25 protein-coding genes are annotated in these 26,951 nt (G+C 68.2%); 16 read left to right on the top strand and 9 right to left on the bottom strand.

Annotation, left to right across the window (positions count from 1 at the left end; all coding sequences use genetic code 11):
* Positions 1–7: 7 nt before the first annotated feature.
* The gene (locus DVK44_RS12520) at positions 8–700 is read left to right on the top strand and encodes a demethylmenaquinone methyltransferase (protein WP_114665085.1); all 693 of its coding nucleotides are present in this window, start codon (positions 8–10) and stop codon (positions 698–700) included.
* Between the two features lie 95 nt (positions 701–795).
* Here the strand turns inward: DVK44_RS12520 and DVK44_RS12515 are convergent, their stop codons facing one another.
* Positions 796–1,329 (bottom strand): flagellar hook-length control protein, encoded by a 534-nt coding sequence (locus DVK44_RS12515; protein ID WP_114659744.1) that lies wholly within the window; start codon positions 1,327–1,329, stop codon positions 796–798.
* 169 nt (positions 1,330–1,498) lie between these two features.
* Complete coding sequence (locus tag DVK44_RS12510; RefSeq protein WP_114665084.1) at positions 1,499–2,026, bottom strand: GNAT family N-acetyltransferase; 528 nt, start codon at positions 2,024–2,026, stop codon at positions 1,499–1,501.
* Positions 2,027–2,133: 107 nt separating this feature from the next.
* Here DVK44_RS12510 and DVK44_RS12505 point away from each other — a divergent pair, with 107 nt between their 5' ends.
* On the top strand, positions 2,134–3,420 hold the full coding sequence (locus tag DVK44_RS12505; RefSeq protein WP_114659743.1) for a geranylgeranyl reductase family protein: 1,287 nt from the start codon (positions 2,134–2,136) through the stop codon (positions 3,418–3,420).
* A gap of 25 nt (positions 3,421–3,445) precedes the next feature.
* On the opposite strand, the gene DVK44_RS12500 is transcribed toward DVK44_RS12505, so the two are convergent.
* From DVK44_RS12500 to DVK44_RS12470, 7 genes are all read right to left on the bottom strand, one after another.
* A complete protein-coding gene (locus tag DVK44_RS12500) occupies positions 3,446–3,997 on the bottom strand; it encodes a glycoside hydrolase family 25 protein (RefSeq protein ID WP_114659742.1) in 552 nt (183 codons plus the stop codon).
* Positions 3,998–4,132: 135 nt separating this feature from the next.
* Positions 4,133–4,555, bottom strand: a complete 423-nt coding sequence (locus DVK44_RS12495) for a S26 family signal peptidase (protein ID WP_114659741.1) — start codon at positions 4,553–4,555, stop codon at positions 4,133–4,135.
* Positions 4,552–6,345 carry an ABC transporter ATP-binding protein gene (locus tag DVK44_RS12490; RefSeq protein ID WP_228447104.1) on the bottom strand — a complete coding sequence of 598 codons (1,794 nt, stop codon included), beginning with the start codon at positions 6,343–6,345 and terminating at the stop codon, positions 4,552–4,554. Before DVK44_RS12490 ends, DVK44_RS12495 begins: the two co-directional genes overlap by 4 nt.
* A gap of 77 nt (positions 6,346–6,422) precedes the next feature.
* The gene (locus DVK44_RS12485; RefSeq protein ID WP_114659739.1) at positions 6,423–7,001 is read right to left on the bottom strand and encodes a TlpA family protein disulfide reductase; all 579 of its coding nucleotides are present in this window, start codon (positions 6,999–7,001) and stop codon (positions 6,423–6,425) included.
* 12 nt (positions 7,002–7,013) lie between these two features.
* A complete protein-coding gene (locus tag DVK44_RS12480; RefSeq protein ID WP_331461592.1) occupies positions 7,014–7,517 on the bottom strand; it encodes a MauE/DoxX family redox-associated membrane protein in 504 nt (167 codons plus the stop codon).
* A 420-nt stretch (positions 7,518–7,937) separates the two neighbouring features.
* Positions 7,938–8,771, bottom strand: coding sequence for an AfsR/SARP family transcriptional regulator (locus DVK44_RS12475; RefSeq protein WP_114659737.1), 834 nt, complete (start codon positions 8,769–8,771; stop codon positions 7,938–7,940).
* 318 nt (positions 8,772–9,089) lie between these two features.
* Entirely contained in the window at positions 9,090–9,971 is an 882-nt protein-coding gene (locus DVK44_RS12470; RefSeq protein WP_114659736.1) for a C40 family peptidase, read from the bottom strand.
* Positions 9,972–10,730: 759 nt separating this feature from the next.
* On the opposite strand from DVK44_RS12470, the gene DVK44_RS12465 reads away from it, so the two are divergent.
* The 14 genes from DVK44_RS12465 to nuoN all read left to right on the top strand — a co-directional run bounded on the left by DVK44_RS12465 (position 10,731) and on the right by nuoN (position 26,914).
* Positions 10,731–11,090 carry an NADH-quinone oxidoreductase subunit A gene (locus DVK44_RS12465; protein ID WP_114659735.1) on the top strand — a complete coding sequence of 120 codons (360 nt, stop codon included), beginning with the start codon at positions 10,731–10,733 and terminating at the stop codon, positions 11,088–11,090.
* An 18-nt stretch (positions 11,091–11,108) separates the two neighbouring features.
* Complete coding sequence (locus DVK44_RS12460; protein ID WP_114659734.1) at positions 11,109–11,663, top strand: NuoB/complex I 20 kDa subunit family protein; 555 nt, start codon at positions 11,109–11,111, stop codon at positions 11,661–11,663.
* A 91-nt stretch (positions 11,664–11,754) separates the two neighbouring features.
* On the top strand, positions 11,755–12,477 hold the full coding sequence (locus DVK44_RS12455) for an NADH-quinone oxidoreductase subunit C (protein ID WP_114659733.1): 723 nt from the start codon (positions 11,755–11,757) through the stop codon (positions 12,475–12,477).
* Entirely contained in the window at positions 12,477–13,838 is a 1,362-nt protein-coding gene (locus DVK44_RS12450; protein ID WP_114659732.1) for an NADH-quinone oxidoreductase subunit D, read from the top strand. The genes DVK44_RS12455 and DVK44_RS12450 overlap by 1 nt, the downstream gene beginning before the upstream one ends.
* A gap of 35 nt (positions 13,839–13,873) precedes the next feature.
* A complete protein-coding gene (gene nuoE, locus DVK44_RS12445; protein ID WP_114665083.1) occupies positions 13,874–14,614 on the top strand; it encodes an NADH-quinone oxidoreductase subunit NuoE in 741 nt (246 codons plus the stop codon).
* Complete coding sequence (nuoF, locus tag DVK44_RS12440; protein ID WP_114659731.1) at positions 14,614–15,975, top strand: NADH-quinone oxidoreductase subunit NuoF; 1,362 nt, start codon at positions 14,614–14,616, stop codon at positions 15,973–15,975. The genes nuoE and nuoF overlap by 1 nt, the downstream gene beginning before the upstream one ends.
* Positions 15,972–18,521, top strand: coding sequence for an NADH-quinone oxidoreductase subunit G (locus DVK44_RS12435; protein ID WP_114659730.1), 2,550 nt, complete (start codon positions 15,972–15,974; stop codon positions 18,519–18,521). The genes nuoF and DVK44_RS12435 overlap by 4 nt, the downstream gene beginning before the upstream one ends.
* The gene (gene nuoH / locus DVK44_RS12430) at positions 18,518–19,918 is read left to right on the top strand and encodes an NADH-quinone oxidoreductase subunit NuoH (protein WP_114659729.1); all 1,401 of its coding nucleotides are present in this window, start codon (positions 18,518–18,520) and stop codon (positions 19,916–19,918) included. Before DVK44_RS12435 ends, nuoH begins: the two co-directional genes overlap by 4 nt.
* A 97-nt stretch (positions 19,919–20,015) precedes the next feature.
* Positions 20,016–20,573 (top strand): NADH-quinone oxidoreductase subunit NuoI, encoded by a 558-nt coding sequence (nuoI, locus tag DVK44_RS12425; RefSeq protein ID WP_114659728.1) that lies wholly within the window; start codon positions 20,016–20,018, stop codon positions 20,571–20,573.
* Positions 20,570–21,448 carry an NADH-quinone oxidoreductase subunit J gene (locus tag DVK44_RS12420; RefSeq protein ID WP_114659727.1) on the top strand — a complete coding sequence of 293 codons (879 nt, stop codon included), beginning with the start codon at positions 20,570–20,572 and terminating at the stop codon, positions 21,446–21,448. Before nuoI ends, DVK44_RS12420 begins: the two co-directional genes overlap by 4 nt.
* Positions 21,445–21,744 (top strand): NADH-quinone oxidoreductase subunit NuoK, encoded by a 300-nt coding sequence (gene nuoK, locus DVK44_RS12415; RefSeq protein WP_114659726.1) that lies wholly within the window; start codon positions 21,445–21,447, stop codon positions 21,742–21,744. The genes DVK44_RS12420 and nuoK overlap by 4 nt, the downstream gene beginning before the upstream one ends.
* Positions 21,745–21,758: 14 nt before the next feature.
* Positions 21,759–23,654 carry an NADH-quinone oxidoreductase subunit L gene (gene nuoL, locus DVK44_RS12410; protein ID WP_114659725.1) on the top strand — a complete coding sequence of 632 codons (1,896 nt, stop codon included), beginning with the start codon at positions 21,759–21,761 and terminating at the stop codon, positions 23,652–23,654.
* Between the two features lie 6 nt (positions 23,655–23,660).
* Positions 23,661–25,265 carry an NADH-quinone oxidoreductase subunit M gene (locus DVK44_RS12405; RefSeq protein ID WP_114659724.1) on the top strand — a complete coding sequence of 535 codons (1,605 nt, stop codon included), beginning with the start codon at positions 23,661–23,663 and terminating at the stop codon, positions 25,263–25,265.
* Positions 25,262–26,914, top strand: a complete 1,653-nt coding sequence (gene nuoN, locus DVK44_RS12400; protein ID WP_114659723.1) for an NADH-quinone oxidoreductase subunit NuoN — start codon at positions 25,262–25,264, stop codon at positions 26,912–26,914. The genes DVK44_RS12405 and nuoN overlap by 4 nt, the downstream gene beginning before the upstream one ends.
* Positions 26,915–26,951: the final 37 nt, after the last annotated feature.

Here is a 26,951-nt window from a genome sequence, read left to right as displayed (position 1 = left end):
GGAGGGCGTGACCCGAGCATCCCTGGACAAGCAGCCGCACGAAGTCGCCTCGATGTTCGACGACGTGGCGGCGAACTACGACCTCACCAACGATGTGCTCTCGCTCGGCCAGGACCGGCGGTGGCGCAAGGAGGTCGCCAAGGCCGTGAACGCGCGTCCGGCGGAGAAGGTCCTCGACCTGGCGGCCGGCACCGCCACCTCCTCGCTGACCTTCGCCGCCACCGGCGCGTACGTCGTACCCTGCGACTTCTCGCTGGGCATGCTGCGCGAGGGCAAGAAGCGGCACGGCTGGATGCCGTTCACGGCGGGCGACGCGACGAGGCTGCCCTTCGCCGACGAGGTGTTCGACGCGGTGACGATCTCCTTCGGTCTGCGCAACGTCCAGGACACCGATCTGGCGCTGCGCGAGCTGTACCGGGTGACGAAGCCGGGCGGGCGCGTGGTGATCTGCGAGTTCTCCCACCCGACCTGGGCGCCGTTCCGGACGGTGTACGAGGAGTACCTGATGCGCGCGCTCCCGCCGACCGCGCGCGCGGTCTCCTCCAACCCCGACGCGTATGTCTATCTCGCCGAGTCCATCCGCGACTGGCCTGACCAGCCGGCGCTGGCGGCCCGGCTCCAGGGCGCGGGCTGGTCGAAGGTGGCGTGGCGCAATCTGACGGGCGGGGTCGTCGCACTGCACCGGGGCGTACGGGCCTGATACTGGGCGCCGGGTGTACGGGCCCCATGCCGGGCGCCGCGCCGCGACGGGCCCGCGGGATCCGCGAGTCCGCCGCGGCACCGGCTCGGTGCCCGTCAGTTCCAGGGGTTGGCGATCTGGTCGTTGATGGCCACCCAGAAGCGGGTGTTCTCCGGCAGATAGCCGTGGGCCCAGAACGACCAGCCGCCCGACTGCGACAGATCGGCGCCGTAGCGGCCGTCATGGAACTCGGCCATCCGCCAGCCCGGCCCGTAGTACTGGACGCACAGCGCGTCGGCCACGGCCCAGCTGGTCAGCGTGGTGCCCTGGACGGGCGGGGTCGCGGCGACCGTGCCGCGCGCCCATCCGACGTTGAAGGTCGGGGTGATACCGGCGGGCACGGGGGCGTTGGTGACTCTCAGACAGAGCACGGGCAGCGTGGCGCTCGCCGGGGTGTCGCCGTTGTACGGGTTGGTCACGGCGTCGGAACTCGGCTGGACCACGCCGCTCCCCTTGTTGACCACGCTCCAGGTCATGCCGGGATGGTTGGCGGTGACGGTGGCCTGGGCCGGGGCGGCGGCCAGCGGTATCAGTACGAGGGAGGCGGCCGTGGCGAGGGCGGCCGTCGTCCGGGCCAGTAACTTCTTCAAGGATCGCTCCTTCGGTGAGACCGGCCCTGGGCAGGGCCGGTGCTCGCACAGCATCCGGGGAAGCGACTGATCGCTTTCGCTTTACTTCAGTACTTGGCCGCAAATGACACAGTGATGCCCGAGTGGGGACTCTTGTGGTGGCGCTCCGGCATATGCAAGGGCTGCTGGATCACAGGTCGAGCCGGAAGCAGAGCGCCCGCTGCTCCGTCGCGTAGTGCGGCGAGGAGAACGAGAACGCGGAGGTCTCGTCCTCCTCCATGCCCAGCCGTCTGGCCACGGCCGCCGATCGCTCGTTCCGGGAGTTGACCATCGCCACGACCCGCTCGACACCCGCCGCCCGGACCCGCTCCAGGGTGGTCCGGGCGGCGGCCGTCGCATAGCCCCGGCCCCAGTGGGCCCGGCTCAGCCGCCAGCCGATCTCGATCTCGCCGACCGGCCCCATGTTCTGGTGCGGCCAGGGCTGGGCGCCGGTGAAGCCGATCACCTCGCCGCGCTCGTCCAGCATCGTCCAGAAGCAGAAGCCGCGCTCCGCGTCGTGCCGGCGCTGCCGCGCGGTCAGCTCCGCGTACACCGAGAGTTCGGCGGGGGCGCCGCCGTGGAACTCCATCACCTCCGGGTCGTTGAAGACCTCGTGCCAGGTGAACGTGTCCTCCTCCGTGGGAACACGGAGCTGTACCACGGGGAGCGGCTTGGTGATGTGGTCCACGAGGGCAGCCCTTCACTGGGGGGATCAGTACGCACCCATAGACTGCACATGTCGAGTGCCGGTCGGTACACCATTTCGAGTCTTCGGGAGAACCCGCTGTGACCGAGCCCCTCTCCGAAAACACCGCGGACGTCATCGTCGTCGGCGCCGGACCCGCCGGTTCCACCACGGCGTACTACCTGGCGAAGGCCGGACTCGACGTCCTGCTGCTGGAGAAGACGGCCTTCCCGCGCGAGAAGGTCTGCGGCGACGGCCTGACGCCGCGCGCCACCAAGCAGCTGGTGTCGATGGGCATCGACATCTCCGAAGAGGCCGGCTGGCTGCGGAACAAGGGCCTGCGGATCATCGGCGGCGGGGTGCGGCTCCAGCTCGACTGGCCGGACCTCGCCGCGTATCCGGACTACGGGCTGGTCCGCAAGCGGGACGACTTCGACGATCTGCTCGCCCGCCAGGCGCAGAAGGCCGGCGCCCGGCTGTACGAGCGGTGCAATGTCGGCGCCCCGATCCTGGACGAGCGCACCGGCCGGATTGTCGGGGTGCACGCCAAGCTCGGCGAGGAGAAGACCCCGGTCACCTTCCGCGCGCCGCTCGTCGTCGCCGCCGACGGCAACTCGACACGGCTCTCCCTCGCGATGGGCCTGCACCGGCGCGAGGACCGCCCGATGGGCGTGGCCGTCCGTACGTACTTCACCTCGCCCCGCCACGACGACGACTATCTGGAGTCCTGGCTGGAGCTGTGGGACCGGCGCGGCCCGGGGGAGGACAAGCTGCTGCCCGGCTACGGCTGGGTCTTCGGCATGGGCGACGGCACCTCCAACGTCGGCCTGGGGATCCTCAACTCGTCCTCCGCGTACCAGGAGCTGGACTGGCGCGAGGTGCTCAAGGCGTGGTGCGCCTCGATGCCGGAGGAGTGGGGATACACGCCGGAGAACATGACGGGGCCGATCCGCGGCGCCGCCCTGCCGATGGCGTTCAACCGGCAGCCGCACTACACCAAGGGCCTGCTGCTGGTCGGGGACGCGGGCGGCATGGTCAACCCGTTCAACGGCGAGGGCATCGCGTACGCCATGGAGTCGGGGCAGATCGCGGCGGACGTCATCGTCCAGGCCCATGCCCGCGCCACCCCCGGCCAGCGGGAACTGGCGCTGCGGCACTACCCGAAGGTCCTGAAGGACACGTACGGCGGCTACTACACGCTGGGCCGCGCGTTCGTGAAGATGATCGGCAACCCGAAGGTCATGAAGCTGGCGACCCAGCACGGGCTGACGCATCCGCTGCTGATGAAGTTCACCCTGAAGATGCTGGCGAATCTGACGGATCCGACGGGCGGTGACGCGATGGACCGCGTCATCAACGGCCTGTCGAAGGTGGCGCCAAAAGCCTGAGCCCGGAATCATGGCTCTCACGGTCTCAGCCCTTCTTCGCCCAGGCGCGCAGCGCGGCCCGGTCGGCGAACGCGCCGACGTTCTTGTCGATCGGGCTGTCCGTGTACTGGTGGAACTTCCACGCGGCCTTGATACGGGGCTTGCCCGCCGTCACGTAGTCCGCGATCCACAGGGCGTCGCCCGCGTTGCTCGTCGTGTCACGGTGCAGCCAGTAGTACTGGCCGCAGTAGAGACCGACCCGGTGGGTGGCGCCGCGCAGCCGCTTCACCTCGGCGAGGAAGGCGTCCTTCTGGGCGTTGGAGACGCCGTCGTCCTCCCAGTCCGCGAAGAGCGGATCGTGCGCGAGGCTCGCGCACTTCTCCACGAAGTACTTGGCCTGGGCCTTCATGTCCCCGGGCCGCAGGAAGTGGTAGAAGCCGACGACGAGTCCGGCGGCGCGGGCGTGCCCGGCCTGCGCGGTCATCCTGGGGTTGAGATATGTCGTCCCCTCGGTGGCCTTGACGAAGACGAAGTCGAGGCCGGTCGTGCTGAAGGTGGAGTTCTGGTGGGACGAGACGTCGATGCCTTTGGTGGTCATGGGAGTTCCTCCGGCCAGAAAAGCGGGGCGTGTCCGGCGGTGTGATGAGAAGTGACGTAAGTGACTTCTACCCACGAGGAGTTACCTTCCCATTCACTCGAACGGGTTAAGTAGGGAGGAAAAGGGGCCGGGCGGTCACAATCTACAGAGGACAGTGCCCAGCATCTGGCCCGTGGAGAAGAATCCCATCTGCCGTGAATCCAGGCTTACTTTCGTATTATCTCCGAGGAGAAAGAGCATTCCCGGCGGAACGGTCCCTTCCAGCGTCTCTCCGCGGTCATAGTGCGGTACGGGGTCACCCGGCAGCCCGAGGACCCTTTTGATCATCCACGGATTCCCCGGTGATTCGTCCGGTGCCCAGCTGCCGGCGGGCGGTTCGACCACCACGACCTCCCCCCGGCCCGCGTTCTTTCCACGCCGGACAAGGACGCGATCACCCGGACTGTAGGTCGGCTCCATACTCATTCCCTGTACGGTCACCACGATCAGCGTGCGAGCCAGCAGCCGCCAGATCACCACCGGCGCGCACAACAGGACCGCGATCAGGCCGAATATCATGAATTCGCCCCGATACCCGCCCCGGCCGGCGTCGCCCCGTCGTCGGACTGGTCTTCCGTGTATCCCGAAGCCTGGAGAGCGAAGAGCCGGGCGTACTCACCGTCGAGGCTGACCAGGTCGCCGTGCATACCCTCCTCGACAATGTGCCCCTCGGAGAGCACGACGATCCGGTCGGCATCCCGAACCGCGCCGAGCCGGTGTGAGATCAGCAGGCTCGTCCGGTCTTTCCGGTGATTGCCGAGAGCCGTGTGAATGTCGTGTTCCGCCTCCGCGTCAAGACCCGATGAGGGCTCGTCGAGGATGACGAAGTCCGGCTGGTCGCGCAGGAAGACACGGGACACCGCCAGGCGCTGCTGCTGTCCTCCCGAAAGCACGATGCCGGTCTCCGGATTCGTCTTGTCCGATTCCGCGAAGAACATCCGGGTCAGCAGAGTCTCATAGGTCTTCGGAAGGCCCTCGATCACTTCGGCTATACCGGCACGGTGAGCGGCCCGCTTGATACGGTCGATATCCTCAAGCGCGGTCAGGTCACCGAGGCCGATGTTCTCCTTCACGGTCATGTCGTACTGCATGTAGTCCTGGAATACGGCGGTCATACGCCCGCGGAGCCGGTCGGGATCGACCTGGCGGATATCCACCCCGTCCCAGAGGATCGCTCCGCGCGTGGGATCGTAAAAACGGCACAGCAGCTTCACCAGCGTCGACTTTCCGGCACCGTTCAGACCGACCAGCCCGAGTGATTCCCCCTGCTTTATCTCCAGATTCACCCCTTGCAGAATCCAGGGGTGGTCATCCGAATAGCGGAACCAGACGTCCTTGAGCTGGATCGACCGCCTGAGCGGGGGCAGTTCCCGGGGCTTCTCCGCGACGGGAAGCTCGGGGCCGGAGGTGACGACGGTGAGATAGTGCTGATACAGAGTCAGCGCCTGATGCGTGAAACCGACCTCGGAGGCCAGCTGATTCAGGGCGGCCTGCACTCCGGCCACCGCGGCCACGAAGATGGTGATGTCACCAATGGAGAGGGCGCCGGCGCGCGACTGGTTCACCGCCCAGATGAGACCGCCCCCGCTGACCACACCGGCGATGACCGCCAGCCCGAACTGCGTGCGGGTCTGCCGAATGTCCATACGCCGCTTCGCGCGGTCGGAGACCTCTCGCTCGCTGCGCATCCGCCCCAGCAGAAAGTCCCCGATGCCGAAGAGCCGGACCTCCTTCGCCGCCTCGACACTGGACAGCAGCTGAGCGTAGAAGAACTCACGACGCTCCGTGGGACCGATGTTCCAGAGCATCTCGCTCCGTCTGCGGGACAGCGAAATCTCCGCGGCCACGATGGGGACCGAGAACAGCAGCACGAACACCGCCATCATCGGCCCCAGGAGCGCGAGCGAACCAAGAAAGCCGACCACCGTGACAAGGGAGCGCAGACCGCCGATCAAGCTGCCGATCACCTGGTTCGGGGCGACACTTCCGGACTGCCGGGCGAAACGGAGCTTGTCCAGGAACTCGGGATTCTCGAACGGCCCCAGGCCCACGAAGCCGTTGACCGCGGAGAACAACTCGATCTGCGCGAGCCGCCCGATACCGCGTTCCAGACTGGCCCTCGCGTAGGTGAGGGCATGGGGCAGCGCCCCCTGTCCCACTCCTATGAGAGCGAGGCATCCCGTGAGGGCGATGATGTCGCCGACAGCCGCCCCGCCGGCCAGTTGGTCCAGGATCATCTTCATGAACCAGCCGGCGGCGACCGGAAGGGCGCCGCCGACGAGGGAAAGGGCCGTGTAGAGGACGATCATCCCCGGCGAGGCGCGCCAGGCGAGGGAGAGTGCCGCCCGTGCCCGTCCGAGCAGCGGGATCAGGCCCTGCGCGGACCTCATGCCGTCACGGTGTTTTCTCGTGAGGAATCAAGAGAGATCTTGACTTCGGCCAGCCGCGCCGCACTGTTGGCCGAGAATCCGACCCTGCCGTTCGTAACGACCAGATAGGTCGGCCATACGGAGATACCGAGCGACTCGGTGAACTCGTTCAGGAACTCATCCGCCTGGACGATGTGGCTGAGGCCGTTCAGTTCTTTTCTGTAGTGCTCGATCTCTTCGCCGTCACCGATGATGACGGAGAAGACCTGGCTGCGATCGAGCTTGAGAGCCTCAAGATGCCTTTTGTACCTCGGCAGTTGCTGCTTGCAGCCACTGCATCCGATCGACTGGAAGGTGAGGATCCAGGGGTTCGCGCTGTTCATCGGGAACTCGACCGACGCACCGTCCGTATCGGTCATCGGCCGTGTCCCGGGAAGAAGCGTCCCCGCCGGTATCGCTTCGGGACGGCCGTTGCCCATCCTTCCCTCTTCCACCAGCGGATCGATGACCTTTTTCACCCGCAGGGCAACCGCGAGAGACAGCGCACAGGCCAAGGACGCCATCAGTACGGCGAGGACGGAGATGGATGTGATCACGTGTTGGTCCCTTCACGTTCTCTCACGGAACAGAGAGATGACTTCGTCGAGATACAGCAGGAAGGCGCCCGCGACCGCGGCGGGCCCTGCGAGAACGAGGTACTCCAAGGGCGTGGGGGTGCCCGAGCGTGCCTCCAGCCACCAGGCGGCGCCCGTCAGGGAAAGCAGCAGAACATTCCGGATCACATGCACCCCGGATGTCGGGGAGGTGCTGCTCCCGGCGCATCCGCAGGAGGCCCCGCGGTGAAATACGAGCAACCACACGAGGTAGCAGGTGAAGCCGGCGAGAAGCGCCATGCACAGTGCGTATCCGCCCCAGGCGGGACGGCCCATGAGCAGCAGAGGGAAGGCCCCCATCTCAAGGGAGACAATGCCCACGGCCAGCGCCTTGGCCGGCCCGGCAGGGAGGGGAGTGGTGGTCCGTATCTGCGCCCTGAAGGACGAGAAGTCGTAGATCTTCATTGAGGCCGACAGTACGAACACTGCCATCAGTACAAGTTTCCCGAATATCGCCATGGTCGATCGATCACCCCCGTTACCGGCGCGCCTTTGCTTTCCGGGGGATGGCGCATCCACTTTCTGTGCACCGTGGATGCGCCATGCTTACTTCTCCCCCGAGGAGCCTGCTACTTGCAGTAGAGAACGCAGGTCGGCTTGTAGCAGCACGTGGTGCAGCCGACCGTGGATCCGGGGATCGGGATGCCGGCGCACGTGGTCTGACAGTCGGGGGCGCAGCCGGCCGATGCCTGCGTTGCCGGAAGGAGCCGCTCGGCGAGCTTGCCGGCAATTCCTCGTATCATCCTGGACATTTTTCGGTCCTTTCGTCCGTGGGGAACGCGCTGCACGCTTTCCCGCATCCGTTCGGATTCTTTCTCCGATGCCTTTCGCGCATCTTTCACGAATCTTTCACGGGTCTTTCACGGACCGGACCGGTCTTTATATGAGGTTGAGGTGCGAGTACTGGAGGGTTCGACTCTTTGTCTCTTTTGGTTCGTTTGTACATTGCAGGGTCGGGTCCCGGCGGAGGATGCGGCCGTGCAGTTCGTGCAGGGCGAAGCCCGGCCCGTCGCCCAGTTCGAGAACGAGCCTGTGGTGAATGGTGGTGAAGCAGGCCAGCGATTCGTTCTGGCGTCCGCTCCGGTACAGCGCTTCCATCAGCAGCGCGGTGACGGTCTCGTCCAGGGGGTGTTCCTCGGCGAGTTCGTACAGAGCGGGTACGGTCTCCCGCTGGCGCCCCAGACGCATCGCCAGCTGGGCGCGGTCGATCCGGGCGGAGAGCAGCTCCTGTTCCAGCGTGAGGCGGGCCCGGGCCGACCAGGACGACTGGAGGTCGGACATCGGCGTACCCCGCCAGAGCGCGAGCGCGTCGTCGAGCAGGCTCAGGGCCTCCTCGGTGGTCGCGCCCCGGCTGCCCCGCCGGACGGCATCGCGGGCCGACCGCGCGAGCGAGCGGAACCGGTGCAGATCGATGGTGTGCGGAGGGACGTTCAGCAGATAGCCGCCCCTGCTGCGGCGGACGACTTCCCCCGGAAGGTGGTGCGTTCCCTCGCCGAAGGCGTGGCGCAGTCTGCTGGCACAGGTGTAGAGCGCGTCCCGAGGGCGTACGGGCAGTTCCTCCTCCCATATCCGATCGATCACGAACGCGTCGGAAAGATACTCGTTGGGCTGCTGCGCGAGAAGGGCGAGCAGACTGCGGGTCTTCTCCGAACGAAGCTCCACGGGTACGCCGTTCACCCGTATGTGCACTGAACCCAAGATTCTGATCTCCATGACAGGCTCCTCAAGTCATTGCTGCACAAGGGCGGAAGTGCGGAGTCCGTATATGGAGAGCGGAACGATGGAGTCCGTGTAGGAACGGAACGATGTGGTCCGCATATCACCTGCCCCCGATGTGTGAACTACCGTGCCATTTGGGGAGGGATGCGTGTTGAGAAACCCTTTTGCAATGCAGCTTTCTTGATCGGCCCCCCGCCAATTCGACAACGTACCCGTGAAAGTGACCGTGCTCAAACAAATCCGCGCCCGGACAAACGACAGAGGCCCGCACCCCCCGAGCAGCGGGGTGCGGGCCTCGGCCGAACCTGTGGGTCAGAGGACGCGGACGGCGCCGCTCGGCGGGTCGTAGTCCAGGGACGCCTGTACGACGCCCTTGCTGGGGTTCTGCGCGCCGACGAACTGGCCGCCGCCGATGTAGATGGCCGTGTGGTACGCGCTGCCCGCACTGCCCCAGTACAGGATGTCGCCCGGCTGGAGGTTGCTCAGCGAGACCTGGGTGCCGGCCGTCGACTGGTCCTGCGACACCCGGGGGAGGTTCACACCGATCTGGTTGTACGCGGCCTGGACGAGGCCGGAGCAGTCCCACGCGTTGGGGCCGGTGGAGCCCATGATGTACGCGTCGCCGATGTGCGACTGGACGAAGGAGACGACGGCGGCGGCGGAGCCGGTCGCCTGCGACGTCACGGTCGAGGCGGTGCTGGTCGAGGTGCTCGAACCGGTGGAGGAGCCCGAGTTGGAACTTCCCGTGTTCGAGTTCGAGGAGGACGCGGTGAGGACGGTCCGCTCGGCGGTGCGCGAGGCGCGCTCGGCCTCGGCCACCCGGGCGGCCTCGGCGCGGGCCTCGGCCTCCGCCTTCTTCTTCTCCGCCTCGGCCTTGCGCTCCGCCTCGGCCTTGGCCGTCTTGGCGGACTTCGCGGCCTTGGCGATCGCGGCGTCCTCCTGGGCGCGCAGGTCCAGGTTGTTCGCGACCCGCTGGGTGGCGTCGGCGGACTTGGCGAAGTCGCTCGCGAGGCCGGAGGTGAGGGTGGGCATCTCGACGGTCTGGGTCACCGCGTCGGCGTTCGCCGGACCGGCGGCCGCCGCGATCGCGATGGTGCTGAGCACACCACCGGTGACTCCGGCCCGGAGGACGGTGACCTTCTGCGCGCTCCGGCGGGGTTTCCGGTGGCTGGGTATCTGAGCGGTGTGGGACATGGGACAACGGCTATCAGGCCGGACCCCATTCCCGTCAAGAAACGTGTCCTGCGCCACAGTTGCGCGCGGAATCTATGAATCCGCTTGGTAGTGGCCCTTATTGACGCCGTAACGGGCAAACCGGGCAAGGGCGATCATGGCTGTGATCAGAGTCTTTCCGCTAAAGGTCCGAATTGCCGATCGCTTACCACCCCTTCGGACTGATGGCCAAGACCGCTTCTCCGGGGGGTGGGGTGGAGTGGCAAAGGTCACAGGAAGGTCACCGTCCGACCGTCAGGGCGATCACGGCGCCCGGCGCACCCCTTCCGGCCGCGCGCGAGCACGCGCCTTCTTGCTCGTGAATGCGTGCACGTGTCCACTTCGCTCCCCGCCCGCCCCTCGCCCGGGTGAGGGGCGGTGCCTTATCACTCGAAAGCGTCTCATCGCCAATTTGTTTGTAGGTTGCATCTCTTGGTAGAGCCACACGTCTCCTACCAGCGTCAACAAGCGCGAATGTCACATCTGGTGATCGCCTGGCGCCTTCGCGTATGAAGATCACCGCTCACCCGGGTTCATGATCCTTCGTCAGGTGGTGGAGATCACAAAGCCCGTGCTGTACCCCGTGTCGCAGATCACAGACGAGTCGGCATAGGATGCGGGGCAGTCGGGCTTGTGAACTGCCTCACATGTACGCGATCTTCAGCGATCCGCGGCGGGGCGGCGATGTGAACCGCCCGGTGCGATCCAACGGTCAAGGACGACTGGAAGGAGCTGAGGGGCGTGAATGCCTACGCACCCATCCTCGTGCTCGGCGCTCTGGGGGCCGGGTTTGCGATCTTCTCCGTGGTCATGGCCACGCTTATCGGCCCAAAGCGCTACAACCGGGCGAAAATCGAAGCGTACGAGTGTGGCATCGAGCCCACGCCGACGCCGGCCGGAGGCGGCCGATTCCCCATCAAGTACTACCTGACGGCGATGCTCTTCATCATTTTCGATATTGAGGTCGTCTTCCTTTACCCCTGGGCGGTCACCTTCGACTCCCTGGGGATTTTCGGGCTCGTGGAGATGCTGCTCTTCGTGCTCACCGTCTTCGTCGCCTATGCGTATGTGTGGCGGCGCGGCGGCCTGGAATGGGACTGAGGGGCTGAGGGGGAACCCATGGGACTCGAAGAGAAGCTGCCGAGCGGTTTTCTGCTGACCACCGTCGAACAGGCATCCGGCTGGGTGCGGAAGTCGTCGGTGTTCCCCGCGACCTTCGGCCTCGCCTGCTGCGCCATCGAGATGATGACGACCGGTGCCGGGCGGTACGACCTGGCGCGGTTCGGTATGGAGGTCTTCCGCGGTTCGCCGCGCCAGGCCGATCTGATGATCGTGGCCGGACGGGTGAGCCAGAAGATGGCGCCCGTCCTGCGGCAGGTCTATGACCAGATGCCCAACCCCAAGTGGGTGATCTCCATGGGGGTTTGTGCTTCATCGGGCGGAATGTTCAACAATTACGCGATTGTGCAGGGCGTGGACCATGTCGTCCCGGTCGATATCTATTTGCCCGGCTGCCCACCACGCCCCGAGATGCTGATGGACGCGATTCTCAAGCTCCACCAGAAGATCCAGGGTTCGAAGCTCGGGGTCAACGCCAGGGAAGCGGCCCGTGAGGCGGAGGAGGCGGCGCTGAAGGCGCTTCCGACGATCGAGATGAAAGGGCTTCTCAGGTGAGTGACGCACGGGAGGCCGCCGGGCCGCAGATGGATACGAGAGCCGCGCCTCTGCGCCGAGCGGGCGGAGAAGCGAACGAAAGGGGCACGCGGTGAGTGACGAGCAGCTGCCAGGGGACGCCGTTCCCGTACCGCACGACGGCACCGCCGAGCCCCTCCGCGTCCAGCGCGGCATGTTCGGCGCCACCAAGGGCGCGGACACCACGGGCTACGGCGGCCTCGTCCGGACCGTCATGTTCCCCGGCGCGACCCCGCGGCCGTACGGCGGACCCGGCGGAGTCTTCGACGAGATCGCCGACGAACTCGAAGGCGCCCTGGAGGAGCAGGGACTCCTCCCCGGCAACGCCATCGAGAAGACGGTCGTCGACCGCGGCGAACTCACCTTCCACATCGCCCGCGAACACCTCGTCCGTGTCGTCCGCACCCTGCGCGACGACCCCGCGCTCCGCTTCGAGCTGTGTACGGGGGTGTCGGGCGTCCACTACCCCGGCGACAAGGGCCGCGAGCTGCACGCCGTCTACCACCTGCGCTCGCTCACCCACGGCCGGCTGCTGCGGCTGGAGGTCTCCGCCCCGGACGCCGACCCGCATGTGCCGTCCCTCGTCGCGGTCTATCCGACCAACGACTGGCACGAGCGCGAGACGTACGACTTCTTCGGTCTGGTCTTCGACGGACATCCGGCCCTGACCCGGATCATGATGCCGGACGACTGGCAGGGCTTCCCGCAGCGCAAGGACTACCCGCTCGGTGGAATCGCCGTCGAGTACAAGGGCGCCCAGATTCCGGCTCCGGACCAGCGGAGGTCGTACTCCTGATGACCACTTCTTCACACGCTTCCGACGCCTTCACGGCTCCCGACGCCTCGGCCGCCCCGCCCCGGGAGACCACCGAGGGCACCGTCTACACGGTCACCGGCGGTGACTGGGACGAGGTCGTCCAGTCCGCCGCCAAGGCCGACGACGAGCGCATCGTCGTCAACATGGGCCCCCAGCACCCCTCCACCCACGGTGTGCTGCGGCTGATCCTGGAGATCGACGGCGAGACCGTCACCGAGGCCCGCTGCGGCATCGGCTATCTGCACACCGGCATCGAGAAGAACCTCGAATTCCGCAACTGGACGCAGGGCACCACCTTCGTCACGCGCATGGACTACCTGACGTCGTTCTTCAACGAGACGGCGTACTGCCTGGGCGTCGAGAAGCTCCTCGGCATCGAGAACGACATCCCCGACCGGGCCACCCTCCTGCGCGTCCTGCTGATGGAGCTGAACCGGCTCTCCTCGCACCTCGTCTGTATCGCCACCGGCGGTATGGAACTCGGCGCGACCACGATCATGATCTACGGCTTCCGCGATCGTGAACTGATTCTCGATGCCTACGAGCTGATCACCGGCCTGCGGATGAACCACGCGTTCATCCGGCCCGGCGGTCTCGCCCAGGACCTGCCCCCGGGCGCCACCGACTCCCTGCGCGAGCTGGTGAAGAAGCTCCGCAAGAACCTCCCGGAGTACGACCAGCTCGCCACCGGCAACCCCATCTTCAAGGCCCGTATGCAGGACGTCGGCTATCTCGACCTGACCGGCTGCATGGCCCTCGGCGCCACCGGCCCGGTCCTGCGCTCCGCCGGCCTCCCGCACGACCTGCGCCGCAGCGACCCGTACTGCGGCTACGAGACCTTCGACTTCGAGGTCCCGACCGCCGACACCTGCGACGCGTACGGCCGCTTCCTCATCCGCCTCGAAGAGATGCGCCAGTCGCTGCGGATCGTCGAACAGTGCCTCGACCGGCTGGAGCCGGGACCGGTGATGGTCGCCGACAAGAAGATCGCCTGGCCCGCGCAGCTCGCGCTCGGCCCGGACGGACTCGGCAACTCGCTCGACCACATCAAGAACATCATGGGCACCTCGATGGAGGCGCTGATCCACCACTTCAAGCTGGTGACGGAGGGCTTCCGGGTCCCGGCCGGCCAGGCGTACGCGGCCGTGGAGTCGCCCAAGGGCGAACTCGGCGCGCATGTCGTCTCCGACGGCGGCACCCGCCCCTACCGGGTCCACTTCCGCGACCCGTCCTTCACCAATCTCCAGTCCATGGCGGCGATGTGCGAGGGCGGCCAGGTCGCCGACGTCATCGTCGCCGTGGCGTCCATCGACCCCGTGATGGGAGGCGTCGACCGGTGACCGCCACACCCCCCGATTCCCAGGTCAGCCTGGGCATGCCACAGCTGCCCGCGCCCGACTACCCGGCCGATGTGCGCGCCCGGCTGGAGGCCGACGCGAAGGACGTCATCGCGCGCTACCCGGACAGCCGGTCCGCGCTCCTTCCCCTGCTGCACCTCACCCAGTCCGAGGAGGGCTATGTCTCCCGTACGGGCATGGCGTTCTGCGCCGGACTGCTCGGCCTGACCACCGCCGAGGTCACCGCCGTCGCGACCTTCTACTCCATGTACCGGCGCGCCCCCAGCGGCGACTACCAGGTCGGGGTCTGCACCAACACGCTCTGCGCGGTGATGGGCGGCGACGCCATCTTCGACACGCTCAAGGAGCACCTCGGCGTCGGCAACAACGAGACCACCGAGGACGGCCGGATCACGCTCGAACACATCGAGTGCAACGCCGCCTGCGACTTCGCGCCCGTGGTGATGGTCAACTGGGAGTTCTTCGACAACCAGACGCCCCAGAGCGCCACCCGGCTCGTCGACGACCTCCGGGCCGGCCGCACCGTCGAGCCCACCCGCGGCGCCCCCCTCTGCACGTACAAGGAGACCGCCCGGATCCTGGCCGGCTTCCCCGACGAGCGCCCCGGCGCCGTCGAGGCCACCGGCGGCGCAGGACCCGCCTCGCTGACCGGCCTCCGGCTCGCCAGGGGCGAGGCCCCGCAGCGCGTCGTACGGCCCAGGGACGGCGACCATCCCCAGGACGAACCGCACCCCGGCGCAGCCGAGGAGGGGGAGTGATGACCATGGCGACCCAGCTCGATCAGAACGGGACCAGCCCCGAGAAGCTCCTCGCCCCCGTCCTCTCCGCCTTCTGGGACGAGCCGGAGTCCTGGACCCTGGCCACCTACGAACGGCACGAGGGCTACCAGGGCCTGCGCAAGGCCCTCGCGATGGCGCCCGACGACCTCATCGCGTACGTCAAGGACGCGGGCCTGCGCGGCCGGGGCGGCGCGGGCTTCCCCACCGGCATGAAGTGGCAGTTCATCCCGCAGGGCGACGGCAAGCCGCACTATCTCGTCGTCAACGCGGACGAGTCGGAACCGGGAACCTGCAAGGACATCCCCCTTCTCTTCGCCAATCCGCACGCCCTCATCGAGGGCATCGTGATCGCCTGTTACGCGATCCGCTCGCAGCAGGCGTTCATCTATCTGCGCGGCGAGGTCGTCCCCGTACTGCGCAGACTCCACGAGGCGGTGCGCGAGGCGTACGCGGCGGGCTATCTCGGCAAGAACATCCTCGGCAGCGGACTCGACCTCGACGTCGTCGTGCACGCGGGCGCGGGCGCGTACATCTGCGGCGAGGAGACCGCGCTGCTGGACTCCCTGGAGGGCCGTCGCGGACAGCCCCGGCTGCGTCCTCCCTTCCCGGCGGTGGCGGGCCTCTACGCCTGCCCCACTGTCGTGAACAACGTGGAGTCCATCGCCTCGGTTCCCGCGATCCTCCAGCGCGGCAAGGACTGGTTCAAGTCGATGGGCAGCGAGAAGTCCCCGGGCTTCACGCTCTACTCGCTCAGCGGCCATGTCACCAGCCCCGGCCAGTACGAGGCCCCGCTCGGCATCACACTGCGCCAGCTCCTCGACATGAGCGGCGGCATCCGGGCCGGTCACCGCCTCAAGTTCTGGACCCCGGGCGGCTCCTCCACCCCGATGTTCACCGAGGAGCACCTCGATGTCCCGCTGGACTACGAGGGCGTGGGCGCCGCCGGCTCGATGCTCGGCACGAAAGCGCTCCAGTGCTTCGACGAGACGACCTGTGTCGTACGGGCCGTCACCCGCTGGACCGAGTTCTACGCGCACGAGTCCTGCGGCAAGTGCACCCCGTGCCGGGAAGGCACCTACTGGCTCGTCCAGTTGCTGCGCGACATCGAGGCCGGCAAGGGACGGATGTCGGACATCGACAAGCTGAACGACATCGCCGACACGATCAACGGCAAGTCGTTCTGCGCGCTCGGTGACGGCGCCGCCTCACCCATCTTCTCGTCGCTCAAGTACTTCCGCGCGGAGTACGAGGAGCACATCACCGGCGAGGGCTGTCCCTTCGACCCCGCGAAGTCCACCGTGTGGGCCGACCGGAACCCGCACCTGGAGGTGAACGCATGACCGTCACCACGTCGGCCGCCCACTCCGGGGGCGAAGGCGCGGCGGTCCCGCCCGAGGATCTCGTCTCGCTGACGATCGACGGCATCGAGATCTCCGTCCCCAAGGGGACACTGGTGATCCGCGCCGCCGAACTGCTCGGCATCGAGATCCCGCGCTTCTGCGACCATCCGCTCCTCGACCCGGCCGGCGCCTGCCGGCAGTGCATCGTCGAGGTCGAGGGCCAGCGCAAGCCGATGGCCTCCTGCACCATCACCTGCACCGACGGCATGGTCGTCAAGTCGCAGCTGACCTCACCGGTCGCCGAGAAGGCCCAGCGCGGGGTGATGGAGCTGCTGCTCATCAACCACCCGCTGGACTGCCCGGTCTGCGACAAGGGCGGCGAGTGCCCCCTCCAGAACCAGGCGATGCAGGTCGGTTCCGCCGACTCCCGCTTCGAGGGCAAGAAGCGCACGTTCCAGAAGCCCGTACCGATCTCCACCCAGGTGCTGCTGGACCGCGAGCGCTGTGTGCTCTGCGCCCGGTGCACCCGCTTCTCCAACCAGGTCGCGGGCGACCCGATGATCGAGCTGATCGAGCGCGGCGCGCTCCAGCAGGTCGGCACGGGCGAGGGCGATCCGTTCGAGTCGTACTTCTCCGGGAACACCATCCAGATCTGCCCGGTCGGCGCGCTCACCTCGGCGGCGTACCGCTTCCGCTCCCGCCCGTTCGACCTGGTCTCCTCTCGAAGCGTCTGCGAGCACTGCGCGGGCGGCTGCGCGACCCGTACGGACCACCGGCGCGGCAAGGTCCTGCGGCGGATGGCGGCGGACGACCCCGAGGTCAACGAGGAGTGGATCTGCGACAAGGGGAGGTTTGGTTTCCGTTACGCGCAGAAGCCGGACCGTCTGACGACGCCCCTGGTGCGGGGCGCGGACGGCGTCCTCGAACCGGCGAGCTGGCCCGAGGCCCTGGCCGCCGCGGCCCGCGGACTGGAAGAGGCGCGCGGACGTACGGGCGTGCTCACCGGCGGCCGGCTCACCGTCGAGGACGCCTACGCCTACGCCAAGTTCGCGCGCGTGGCGCTCGACACGAACGACATCGACTTCCGCGCGCGCGTGCACAGCGGCGAGGAGGCGGACTTCCTGGCGGCCCATGTCGCCGGCCGGGGCCGGGACCTGGACGGTACGGGGATCACGTACACCACGCTGGAGAAGGCGCCGGCGGTGCTGCTCGCGGGCTTCGAGTCGGAGGAGGAGGCGCCCGGCGTCTTCCTGCGGCTGCGCAAGGCCCACCGCAAGCGCGGCCAGCGGACCTTCTCGCTCGCGCCGTACGCCACCCGAGGGCTGACCAAGGCGGGCGGCACCCTGCTGCCGGCCGCGCCCGGCACCGAGACGGAGTGGCTGGACGCGCTGGCCGGGCGTACGGGTCTGGACGAGGACGGCGAGCGGGCCGCCGAGGCGCTGCGCGCGCCGGGCGCCGTGATCGTCGTCGGGGAGCGGCTCGCGGCCGTCCCCGGCGGGCTGACCGCCGCCGTACGCGCCGCGACCGCGACCGGGGCCCGGCTGGTCTGGATCCCGCGCCGGGCGGGCGAGCGCGGCGCGGTCGAGGCGGGCGCGCTCCCGTCGCTGCTGCCCGGCGGACGCCCCGCCACCGACCCGCGGGCCCGTGCGGAGACCGCGGCGGTCTGGGGCGTGAGCGAACTCCCCCACCGCTACGGGCGCGACACGGGCCAGATCGTCGAGGCGGCCACCACCGGTGAGCTGTCCGCGCTGCTGGTCGCCGGGGTCGAGGTGGCGGATCTGCCCGACCCGGCGGCGGCGCGGGCCGCGCTGGACGCGGTCGGCTTCCTTGTCTCGCTGGAGCTGCGGCCGAGCGAGGTGACCGAGCGGGCCGATGTGGTGCTGCCGGTCGCGGCGGTCGCCGAGAAGCCCGGCACCTTCCTCAACTGGGAGGGCAGGGCGCGGCTGTTCGAGGCGTCGCTGAAGCCGGAGCAGATGACCCGGCGGCTCGCGCCGAGCGACGCGCGCGTGCTGCACATGCTGGCCGACGCGCTCGGCACCGCGTTCGGGCTGCCGGACCTGCGGGCCGCCCGCGCCGAGCTGGACCGGCTCGGCGGCTGGGACGGGCCGCGCGCCACCGAGCCGCTGGAGGCGGCGCGGCCGGTGCCGCGGCCCGCCGACGGCGAGGCGGTCCTCGCGGGCCACCGGCTCCTGCTCGACCAGGGCCGGCTCCAGGAGGGCGACGACGCGCTGGCGGGCACCCGGCACGCGGCGGTCGCCCGGCTCTCCGCCACGACGGCCGCCGAGACGGGCGTCAAGGACGGCGACGAACTCGCCGTCAGCGGCCCGGCGGGCACGGTCACGCTGCCGCTGCGGGTGACGGCGATGCCGGACCGGGTGGTCTGGCTGCCGCTGAACTCCACGGGCGGCGGTGTCCTCTCCGACACCGGATCCCGGCCCGGCACGCTGGTCCGTATCGCTCCGGCGCATCCGGCCGACGCCTCTTCGGCCGGCGACTCGCCGGCCGGCGCCTCCCCGTCCGACGCGGCACCGGAGGTGCGCGCATGACCGCCCTCGCTCAACTCGCCGCACCGCCGCGGACCGTACTCGCCGTCGAGGACCTGTCGATGTTCGGCGGCGACCCGTGGTGGCTCGTGGTCGTCAAGGCCGTGTTCTGCTTCGCGTTCCTGATGGTGACCGTGCTCTTCTCCATCGTCTGGGAGCGCAAGGTCGTCGCCTGGATGCAGCTGCGCATCGGCCCCAACCGGCACGGCCCCTGGGGCATGCTCCAGTCGCTCGCCGACGGCGTGAAGCTGATGTTCAAGGAAGACATCATCGTCAAGCGCGCGGACAAGGTCGTCTATGTCCTCGCGCCGATCGTCGCCGCGATCCCCGCGTTCATGGCGATCGCCGTGATCCCGTTCGGCCCCGCGGGCAACGAGGTGTCGATCTTCGGCCAGCGCACCGCGATGCAGCTGACCGACCTGCCGATCGCCATGCTGTACATCCTCGCGGTCGCCTCGGTCGGCATCTACGGCATCGTCCTGGCCGGCTGGTCCTCGGGATCGACGTATCCGCTGCTCGGCGGGTTGCGTTCGTGCGCGCAGATGATCTCGTACGAGATCGCGATGGGCGCCGCGTTCGCCTCGGTGTTCCTCTACTCCGGGTCGATGTCGACCTCGGCGATCGTCGAGGCGCAGGCCGACCGCTGGTACGTGGTGCTGCTGCCGGTCTCCTTCGTCATCTACGTCATCACGATGGTCGGCGAGACGAACCGCAACCCGTTCGACATGCCGGAGTCCGAGGGCGACCTCGTCGGCGGCTTCAACACCGAGTACTCGTCGATCAAGTTCGCGATGTTCATGCTCGCCGAGTACGTCAACATGGTCACCGTCTCGTCCGTCGCCGTCACGCTCTTCCTGGGCGGCTGGCGCGCTCCGTGGCCGGTCTCCACGTTCTGGGAGGGCGCGAACCACGGCTGGTGGCCGATGCTCTGGTTCGTCCTCAAGGTCCAGCTGCTGCTGTTCTTCTTCATCTGGCTGCGCGGCACCCTGCCCCGGGTCCGCTACGACCAGCTGATGAAGCTCGGCTGGAAGGTCCTGATCCCGGTCTCGCTGGTCTGGCTGATGCTCGTCGCGACCGTACGGGCCCTGCGCAACGAGAACTACGACTTCCAGCAGATCGTGCTGTACGTGGTGTCCGCGGTGATCCTGCTGCTCCTGCTCTCCTTCGTCGCGGACGTCTTCCGCGACAAACGGGACAAGGCGGCGGCGGAGAACGCGCCCGAACCACCCGCCTTCGACCCGATGGCCGGCGGATTCCCCGTACCGCCGCTGCCCGGCCAGACGCTGCCGCCCGTACCGCGGCGGCGGTCGCACCGGGAGCGGGAGCTGATTGTCAGTGGTGGGGTCAATACTGTGAGTGACGGAACCGAGAGTGACGGAAAGGAGGCCGGCGGTGTTTGACACTTCGGGTGAACATGCGGGCGGACACGCGGGTGACCACCCGGGTGACCGGCAGCACGGGCACGAGGGCGATGTCCCGCGTCCCCCTCGGAATCCGGTGGCCGGCTTCGGGCTGACCTTCAAGGCCATGTTCAAGAAGCGGCTGACCGAGCAGTATCCGGAGCAGCCGAAGGTGACGGCGCCGCGCTTCCACGGCCGCCACCAGCTCAACCGGCATCCGGACGGCCTGGAGAAGTGCATCGGCTGCGAGCTGTGCGCCTGGGCGTGCCCGGCGGACGCGATCTATGTCGAGGGCGCGGACAACACGGAGGAGGAGCGCTACTCCCCGGGCGAGCGCTACGGCCGCGTCTATCAGATCAATTACGCGCGCTGCATCCTGTGCGGGCTGTGCATCGAGGCGTGCCCGACCCGGGCGCTCACGATGACCAACGAGTTCGAGCTGGCCGACAGCTCCCGCGAGAGCCTCATCTATACGAAGGAGCAGCTTCTCGCGGGGCTCACCGAGGGCATGGTCGAGTCGCCGCACTCGATCTTCCCCGGCACGGACGAGCAGGACTACTACCGGGGGCTGGTCACGGAGGCCGCGCCCGGGACCGTTCCGCAGGTCGCCGTGAGCAAGGGCGAGAAGCCGCACGACGAGGAGGTCGGCGCATGAGCACCCTCGCCGCCGCCTCCACCGCCGTCTCCACGGTCTCCACCGCCGCGTCCGCCACCTCGACCGGTGAGGCCGTCCAGTTCTGGATCCTCGGCACGGTCGCCGTGGTCGGCGCGCTCTGTACGATCCTGATGCGCAAGGCCGTGCACAGCGCGCTCTGCCTGGCCGCGACGATGATCGTCCTCGCGATCTTCTACCTGGCCAACGGGGCGTACTTCCTGGGCATCGTCCAGGTCGTCGTCTACACCGGCGCGATCATGATGCTCTTCCTCTTCGTCGTGATGCTGGTCGGTGTCACCGCGGCCGACTCCCTTCAGGAGACGCTCAAGGGGCAGCGCTGGTGGGCCGCCCTCTGCGGGCTCGGCTTCGGCACCCTGCTCATCGCCGGTATCGGCAATGCCTCGCTGACCTCGTTCAACGGGCTCGGCCAGGCGAACGCCGGCGGCAATGTGCAGGGGCTGGCCGCCCTTATCTTCACCAAGTACGTCTTCGCGTTCGAGATCACCGGCGCGCTGCTGATCACCGCGGCCGTCGGCGCGATGCTCCTCACCCACCGGGAGCGCACCGAACGGGCGAAGACCCAGCGGGAGATGGCCGAGGAGCGGGTCCGCGAGGGCAAGCACCTGCCGCCGCTGCCGGCCCCCGGTGTCTACGCCCGGCACAACGCGGTGGACATCCCCGGGCTGCTGCCGGACGGCACCGTGTCGGAGCTGACGGTCATGAAGACGCTCAAGGACCGCGGCCAGATCCGCGATGTGTCCGCCGAGGCCATCGCCGACATCAAGGCGCTGGAGCAGCGGTCCGCGGACCGGCTCGGCCGTGATGAAGCCGGTCGTGACGAACTCGGTCGGGACGAGGAGGAGGCGAAGCGATGAACCCGGTCAACTACCTCTATCTCGCGGCCCTGTTGTTCACCATCGGCGCCGCCGGTGTGCTCATCCGGCGCAACGCGATCGTGGTCTTCATGTGCATCGAGCTGATGCTCAACGCCTGCAATCTCGCGTTCGTCACCTTCGCCCGTATGCACGGCAATCTCGACGGCCAGATCATCGCCTTCTTCACGATGGTCGTCGCCGCCGCGGAGGTCGTGGTCGGGCTCGCGATCATCGTGTCGCTCTTCCGTTCCCGCCACTCGGCCTCGGTCGACGACGCCAGCCTGATGAAGCTCTGAGGGGTCGCTGAATCGTGGAGAACTTGATTGCGCTGCTCGTGGCGGCGCCTCTGCTCGGAGCGGCGCTCCTGCTCTGCGGCGGCCGGCGGTTCGACCGCGCCGGCCACTGGCTCGGCACCGCGCTGGCCGCCGCCTCGTTCGTGATCGGCGCGGTGCTCTTCGCCGAGATGCTCGGCAGGGGCGCGGAGGACCGCTCCCTGCACCAGCATCTGTTCAGCTGGATCCCCGTCGAGGGGTTCCGGGCGGACATCGCCTTCCAGCTCGACCAGCTGTCGATGACCTTCGTCCTGCTGATCACCGGTGTGGGCACCCTGATCCACGTCTACTCCATCGGCTACATGGAGCACGACGAGCGCCGCCGCCGCTTCTTCGGCTATCTGAACCTGTTCCTGGCGGCGATGCTGCTGCTGGTCCTCGCCGACAACTACCTGCTGCTCTACATGGGCTGGGAGGGCGTCGGGCTCGCCTCGTACCTGCTCATCGGGTTCTGGCAGCACAAGCCCAGCGCGGCCACGGCCGCCAAGAAGGCGTTCCTGGTCAACAGGGTCGGCGACATGGGCCTGTCGATCGCCATCATGCTGATGTTCACCACCTTCGGCACCTTCGCCTTCGGCCCGGTGTTCGAGGCCACGGGCGGTGCCACGGAGGGCAAGCTGACGGCGATCGGCCTGATGCTGCTGCTGGCCGCCTGCGGCAAGTCGGCGCAGGTGCCGCTCCAGTCCTGGCTCGGTGACGCGATGGAGGGCCCGACCCCGGTCTCGGCCCTGATCCACGCGGCGACGATGGTGACCGCGGGCGTCTATCTGATCACCCGCTCCGGCGCGATCTTCAACGCGGCGCCGGACGCCCAGCTGGTGGTCGTGGTGGTCGGCGCGGTGACGCTGCTGTTCGGGGCGATCGTCGGTTGCGCGAAGGACGACATCAAGAAGGCGCTCGCCGGCTCGACGATGTCGCAGATCGGCTACATGATCCTGGCGGCGGGCCTCGGCCCGATCGGCTATGTCTTCGCGATCATGCACCTGGTGACGCACGGCTTCTTCAAGGCCGGGCTCTTCCTCGGCGCCGGCTCGGTCATGCACGGCATGAACGACGAGGTCGACATGCGGAAGTACGGCGGCCTGCGGAAGTACATGCCGGTCACCTTCGTCACCTTCGGACTCGGCTATCTGGCGATCATCGGCTTCCCCGGACTGTCCGGCTTCTTCTCCAAGGACAAGATCATCGAGGCGGCCTTCGCCAAGGGCGGCACGGAGGGCTGGATCCTCGGCTCCGTCGCCCTGCTCGGCGCCGCGATCACCGCGTTCTACATGACCCGCGTGATGCTGATGACCTTCTTCGGCGAGAAGCGCTGGCAGCCGGACGCCGACGGCCACGCGCTGCACCCGCACGAGTCCCCGAAGTCCATGACCATCCCCATGATCGTCCTGGCCTTCGGCTCGGTCTTCGCGGGCGGCTTCTTCTCGATCGGTGACCGCTTCGTGCACTGGCTGGAGCCCGTCACCGGGCACGACCACGGGCACGCGCCGGTCAGCGCGGGCGTGGTCACCGGCGCCACCATGGTCGTCCTGGCCGTCGGTGTCGCCATCGCCTGGCTGATGTACGGGCGCCGCTCCATCCCGGTGACCGCCCCGCGCGGCTCGCTCCTCACCCGCGCCGCCCGCCGCGATCTCCTCCAGGACGACTTCAACCATGTCGTCCTCGTACGCGGCGGCGAGCACCTCACCCGCTCCCTCGTGTACGTCGACCACACCCTGGTCGACGGAGTGGTCAACGGCACCGCGGCGTCGTTCGGCGGGCTCTCCGGCCGGCTGCGCAAATTGCAGAACGGCTATGCCCGCACCTATGCGGTCTCGATGTTCGGAGGTACGGCAGTGCTCATCGCCGCGACCCTGCTGATGAGGGCGGTGTAAACGGATATGTCGTTCCCTCTCCTGACGGCGACGGCGGTTCTCCCGGCGGTCGGCGCGATCGCCACGGCCGCCGTGCCCGCCGCCCGGCGCACCGCCGCCAAGTGGCTGGCGCTGCTCTTCTCGCTCGCGACCCTCGTGCTGGCCGCGCTCGTCGTGGTCCGCTTCGAGCCCGGCGGCGACCGCTACCAGCTCACCGAATCGCACGCCTGGATCGCGGACTTCGGCGTCCGGTACGAACTGGGCGTGGACGGCATCGGGGTGGCGCTGCTCGCGCTGACCGCCCTGCTGATCCCGTTTGTGATCCTGGCCGGCTGGCACGACGCGGACCCGCTGGAGGACGCGCGGCCCAACCGCCGCTGGCGGCCGACCCAGGGCTTCTTCGCGCTGATCCTGATGGTCGAGGCGATGGTGATCCTCTCCTTCGAGGCCACCGACGTCTTCCTCTTCTACATCCTCTTCGAAGCCATGCTCATCCCGATGTACTTCCTCATCGGCGGCTTCGGTGACCGCGCCGCACCTGCTCAATTTGCCGCTGCCGCGGCGGGCGGCGGCGACGAGGCGGCGGCCACCCAACGCTCGTACGCGGCCGTCAAGTTCCTCCTCTACAACCTGGCCGGCGGCCTGATCATGCTGGCCGCCGTCATCGGGCTGTATGTCGTCGCGGGCAGCTTCTCGCTCTCCGAGATCGCCGCCGCGCGGGCCGACGGCTCGCTCACGATGGCGACCAACACCGAGCGCTGGCTCTTCCTCGGCTTCTTCTTCGCGTTCGCCGTGAAGGCGCCGCTGTGGCCGCTGCACACCTGGCTGCCCAACGCCATGGGCGAGGCCACCGCGCCCGTCGCCGTACTGATCACCGCAGTCGTCGACAAGGTCGGCACCTTCGCGATGCTGCGCTTCTGCCTCCAGCTCTTCCCCGAGGCGTCCGCGTGGGCCACCCCGGCGATCCTGGTGCTCGCGCTGATCAGCATCATCTACGGCGCGCTGCTCGCCGTCGGCCAGCGCGACATCAAGCGGCTGATCGCGTACGCGTCGATCTCGCACTTCGGCTTCATCATCATGGGCATCTTCGCGATGACCAGCCAGGGCCAGTCGGGCGCCACGCTCTACATGGTCAACCACGGGATCTCCACCGCCGCGCTGATGCTGGTCGCCGGCTTCCTGATCTCGCGCCGCGGCTCGCGCCTCATCGCGGACTACGGCGGCGTCCAGAAGGTCGCGCCCGTCCTCGCCGGGACCTTCCTGATCGGCGGGCTCGCCACGCTCTCCATGCCGGGGCTCTCCCCGTTCGTCAGTGAATTCCTGGTCCTGGTCGGCACGTTCAGCCGCTATCCGGTGGTCGGCATCATCGCCACCCTCGGCATCGTGCTCGCCGCGCTCTATGTTCTCGTCCTCTACCAGCGCACGATGACGGGCCCGGTGAAGGACGCGGTCAGGACCATGCCGGACCTGCGCGTACGGGAGCTGGTGGTCGTCACCCCGCTGATCGCGCTGCTTCTCTTCCTGGGCGTCTATCCCAAGCCGCTGACCGAGATCGTCAACCCGGCGGTGGAGCACACGCTCTCCGACGTACAGAAGACCGACCCCAAGCCCGAGGTGGAGGCCGCGCCATGAGTGCGATCGCTGTCCACAGCCTGTGGACAACTTCGGCGGCCGACGCGATCGTCAAGATCCCGGCCCCGAAAATCGAGTACGCGCAGCTGTCACCGGTGATCATCGTGCTGGGCGCCGCGGTCCTGGGCATCCTGATCGAGGCGTTCGTCCCCCGTAAGGGGCGCTATCACGCACAGCTCTTCCTCACCCTCGTCGCCCTCGCCGCGTCCTTCGCGGCGGTGGTCGCGCTCGCCGCCGACGGGTACGGCACGACCAAGGCACAGATCGCCGCCATGGGCGCGATCGCCGTCGACGGCCCGGCGCTCTTCCTCCAGGGCACGATCCTGCTGGCGTCCGTCGTCGCCATCTTCACCTTCGCCGAGCGCCGGCTCGACCCGGAGAGCCACGGCAGACGCGTCGACTCCTTCGCCGCGCAGGCCGCGTCCGTACCGGGCAGCGACAGCGAGAAGGCCGCGGTCAAGGCGGGCTTCACCACCACCGAGGTCTTCCCGCTCGCCCTGTTCGCGGTCGCGGGCATGCTGGTGTTCCCGGCGGCCAACGATCTGCTGACGCTCTTCATCGCGCTGGAGGTCTTCTCCCTCCCGCTCTATCTGCTCTGCGCCCTGGCCCGCCGCAAGCGGCTCATGTCGCAGGAGGCGGCGGTCAAGTACTTCCTTCTCGGCTCCTTCTCCTCGGCGTTCCTGCTCTTCGGAATCGCCCTGATGTACGGGTTCGCCGGCTCCGTGTCGTACGCCCGGATCGCCGAGGTCGTCGACGGCACCGTCCAGAACGTCGACCCGGCGCTCGCCGACACCATGGGGAACGACGCGCTGCTGCTGATCGGCGGCGCGATGGTCCTGATGGGGCTGCTCTTCAAGGTCGGCGCGGTGCCGTTCCACATGTGGACACCGGACGTCTACCAGGGCGCGCCCACCCCGGTCACCGGCTTTATGGCCGCCGCCACCAAGGTCGCCGCCTTCGGCGCGCTGCTGCGGCTGCTGTACGTCGTCCTGCCGGGGCTGCGCTGGGACTGGCGGCCGGTGATGTGGGGCGTCGTCATCGTCACCATGCTGGGCGGCGCGATCGTCGCCATCACCCAGACCGACATCAAGCGGCTCCTGGCGTACTCCTCGATCGCCCACGCCGGGTTCATCCTGGCCGGTGTGATCGCCGGGACCGCCGAGGGCATCTCGTCCGTCCTCTTCTATCTGGCCGCGTACTCGTTCGTCACCATCGGCGCGTTCGCGGTGGTCACCCTGGTCCGCGACGCGGGCGGCGAGGCGACGCACCTGTCCAAGTGGGCCGGTCTCGGGCGGCGTTCGCCCCTGGTCGCGGCGGTCTTCGCCGTCTATCTGCTCGCCTTCGCGGGCATCCCGCTGACCTCGGGCTTCTCCGGCAAGTTCGCCGTCTTCAAGGCGGCGGCGCAGAGCGGCGCGGGGGTGCTGGTGGTGGTCGGTGTGATCGCCTCGGCGATCGCCGCGTTCTTCTACATCCGCGTCATCGTGCTGATGTTCTTCAGCGAGCCGAAGCCCGAGGGACCCACCGTCGCGGTGCCCTCGCCGCTCACCATGACGGCGATCGCCGTCGGTGTCCTCGTCACCCTCGTCCTGGGCGTCGCACCCCAGTACTTCCTGGATCTGGCGGGCCAGGCGGGGGTCTTCGTACGGTAGCGCTCAACGGTACGGCGGACGGAGGCCCGGCACCTGG

It is taken from the genome of Streptomyces paludis (assembly GCF_003344965.1).
In the GTDB taxonomy this organism is placed as follows: Bacteria; Actinomycetota; Actinomycetes; order Streptomycetales; family Streptomycetaceae; genus Streptomyces; species Streptomyces paludis.
The sequence above is the reverse complement of the archived record's forward strand: the minus strand, read 5'-3'. Positions and strand labels throughout refer to the sequence as shown.

Coding starts and splice junctions, on each gene's coding strand:
- DVK44_RS12470 (WP_114659736.1), bottom strand. CDS start 9,971: ATGTCCCACACCGCTCAGATACCCAGCCACCGGAAACCCCGCCGGAGC.
- DVK44_RS12460 (WP_114659734.1), top strand. CDS start 11,109: ATGGGACTCGAAGAGAAGCTGCCGAGCGGTTTTCTGCTGACCACCGTC.
- DVK44_RS12405 (WP_114659724.1), top strand. CDS start 23,661: ATGTCGTTCCCTCTCCTGACGGCGACGGCGGTTCTCCCGGCGGTCGGC.
- DVK44_RS12475 (WP_114659737.1), bottom strand. CDS start 8,771: ATGGAGATCAGAATCTTGGGTTCAGTGCACATACGGGTGAACGGCGTA.
- nuoE (WP_114665083.1), top strand. CDS start 13,874: ATGCCACAGCTGCCCGCGCCCGACTACCCGGCCGATGTGCGCGCCCGG.
- nuoK (WP_114659726.1), top strand. CDS start 21,445: ATGAACCCGGTCAACTACCTCTATCTCGCGGCCCTGTTGTTCACCATC.
- nuoF (WP_114659731.1), top strand. CDS start 14,614: ATGACCATGGCGACCCAGCTCGATCAGAACGGGACCAGCCCCGAGAAG.
- DVK44_RS12420 (WP_114659727.1), top strand. CDS start 20,570: ATGAGCACCCTCGCCGCCGCCTCCACCGCCGTCTCCACGGTCTCCACC.
- DVK44_RS12495 (WP_114659741.1), bottom strand. CDS start 4,555: ATGATATTCGGCCTGATCGCGGTCCTGTTGTGCGCGCCGGTGGTGATC.
- DVK44_RS12435 (WP_114659730.1), top strand. CDS start 15,972: ATGACCGTCACCACGTCGGCCGCCCACTCCGGGGGCGAAGGCGCGGCG.
- DVK44_RS12490 (WP_228447104.1), bottom strand. CDS start 6,345: ATGATCGTCCTCTACACGGCCCTTTCCCTCGTCGGCGGCGCCCTTCCG.
- DVK44_RS12450 (WP_114659732.1), top strand. CDS start 12,477: ATGACCACTTCTTCACACGCTTCCGACGCCTTCACGGCTCCCGACGCC.
- DVK44_RS12500 (WP_114659742.1), bottom strand. CDS start 3,997: ATGACCACCAAAGGCATCGACGTCTCGTCCCACCAGAACTCCACCTTC.
- nuoN (WP_114659723.1), top strand. CDS start 25,262: ATGAGTGCGATCGCTGTCCACAGCCTGTGGACAACTTCGGCGGCCGAC.
- nuoH (WP_114659729.1), top strand. CDS start 18,518: ATGACCGCCCTCGCTCAACTCGCCGCACCGCCGCGGACCGTACTCGCC.
- DVK44_RS12480 (WP_331461592.1), bottom strand. CDS start 7,517: ATGGCGATATTCGGGAAACTTGTACTGATGGCAGTGTTCGTACTGTCG.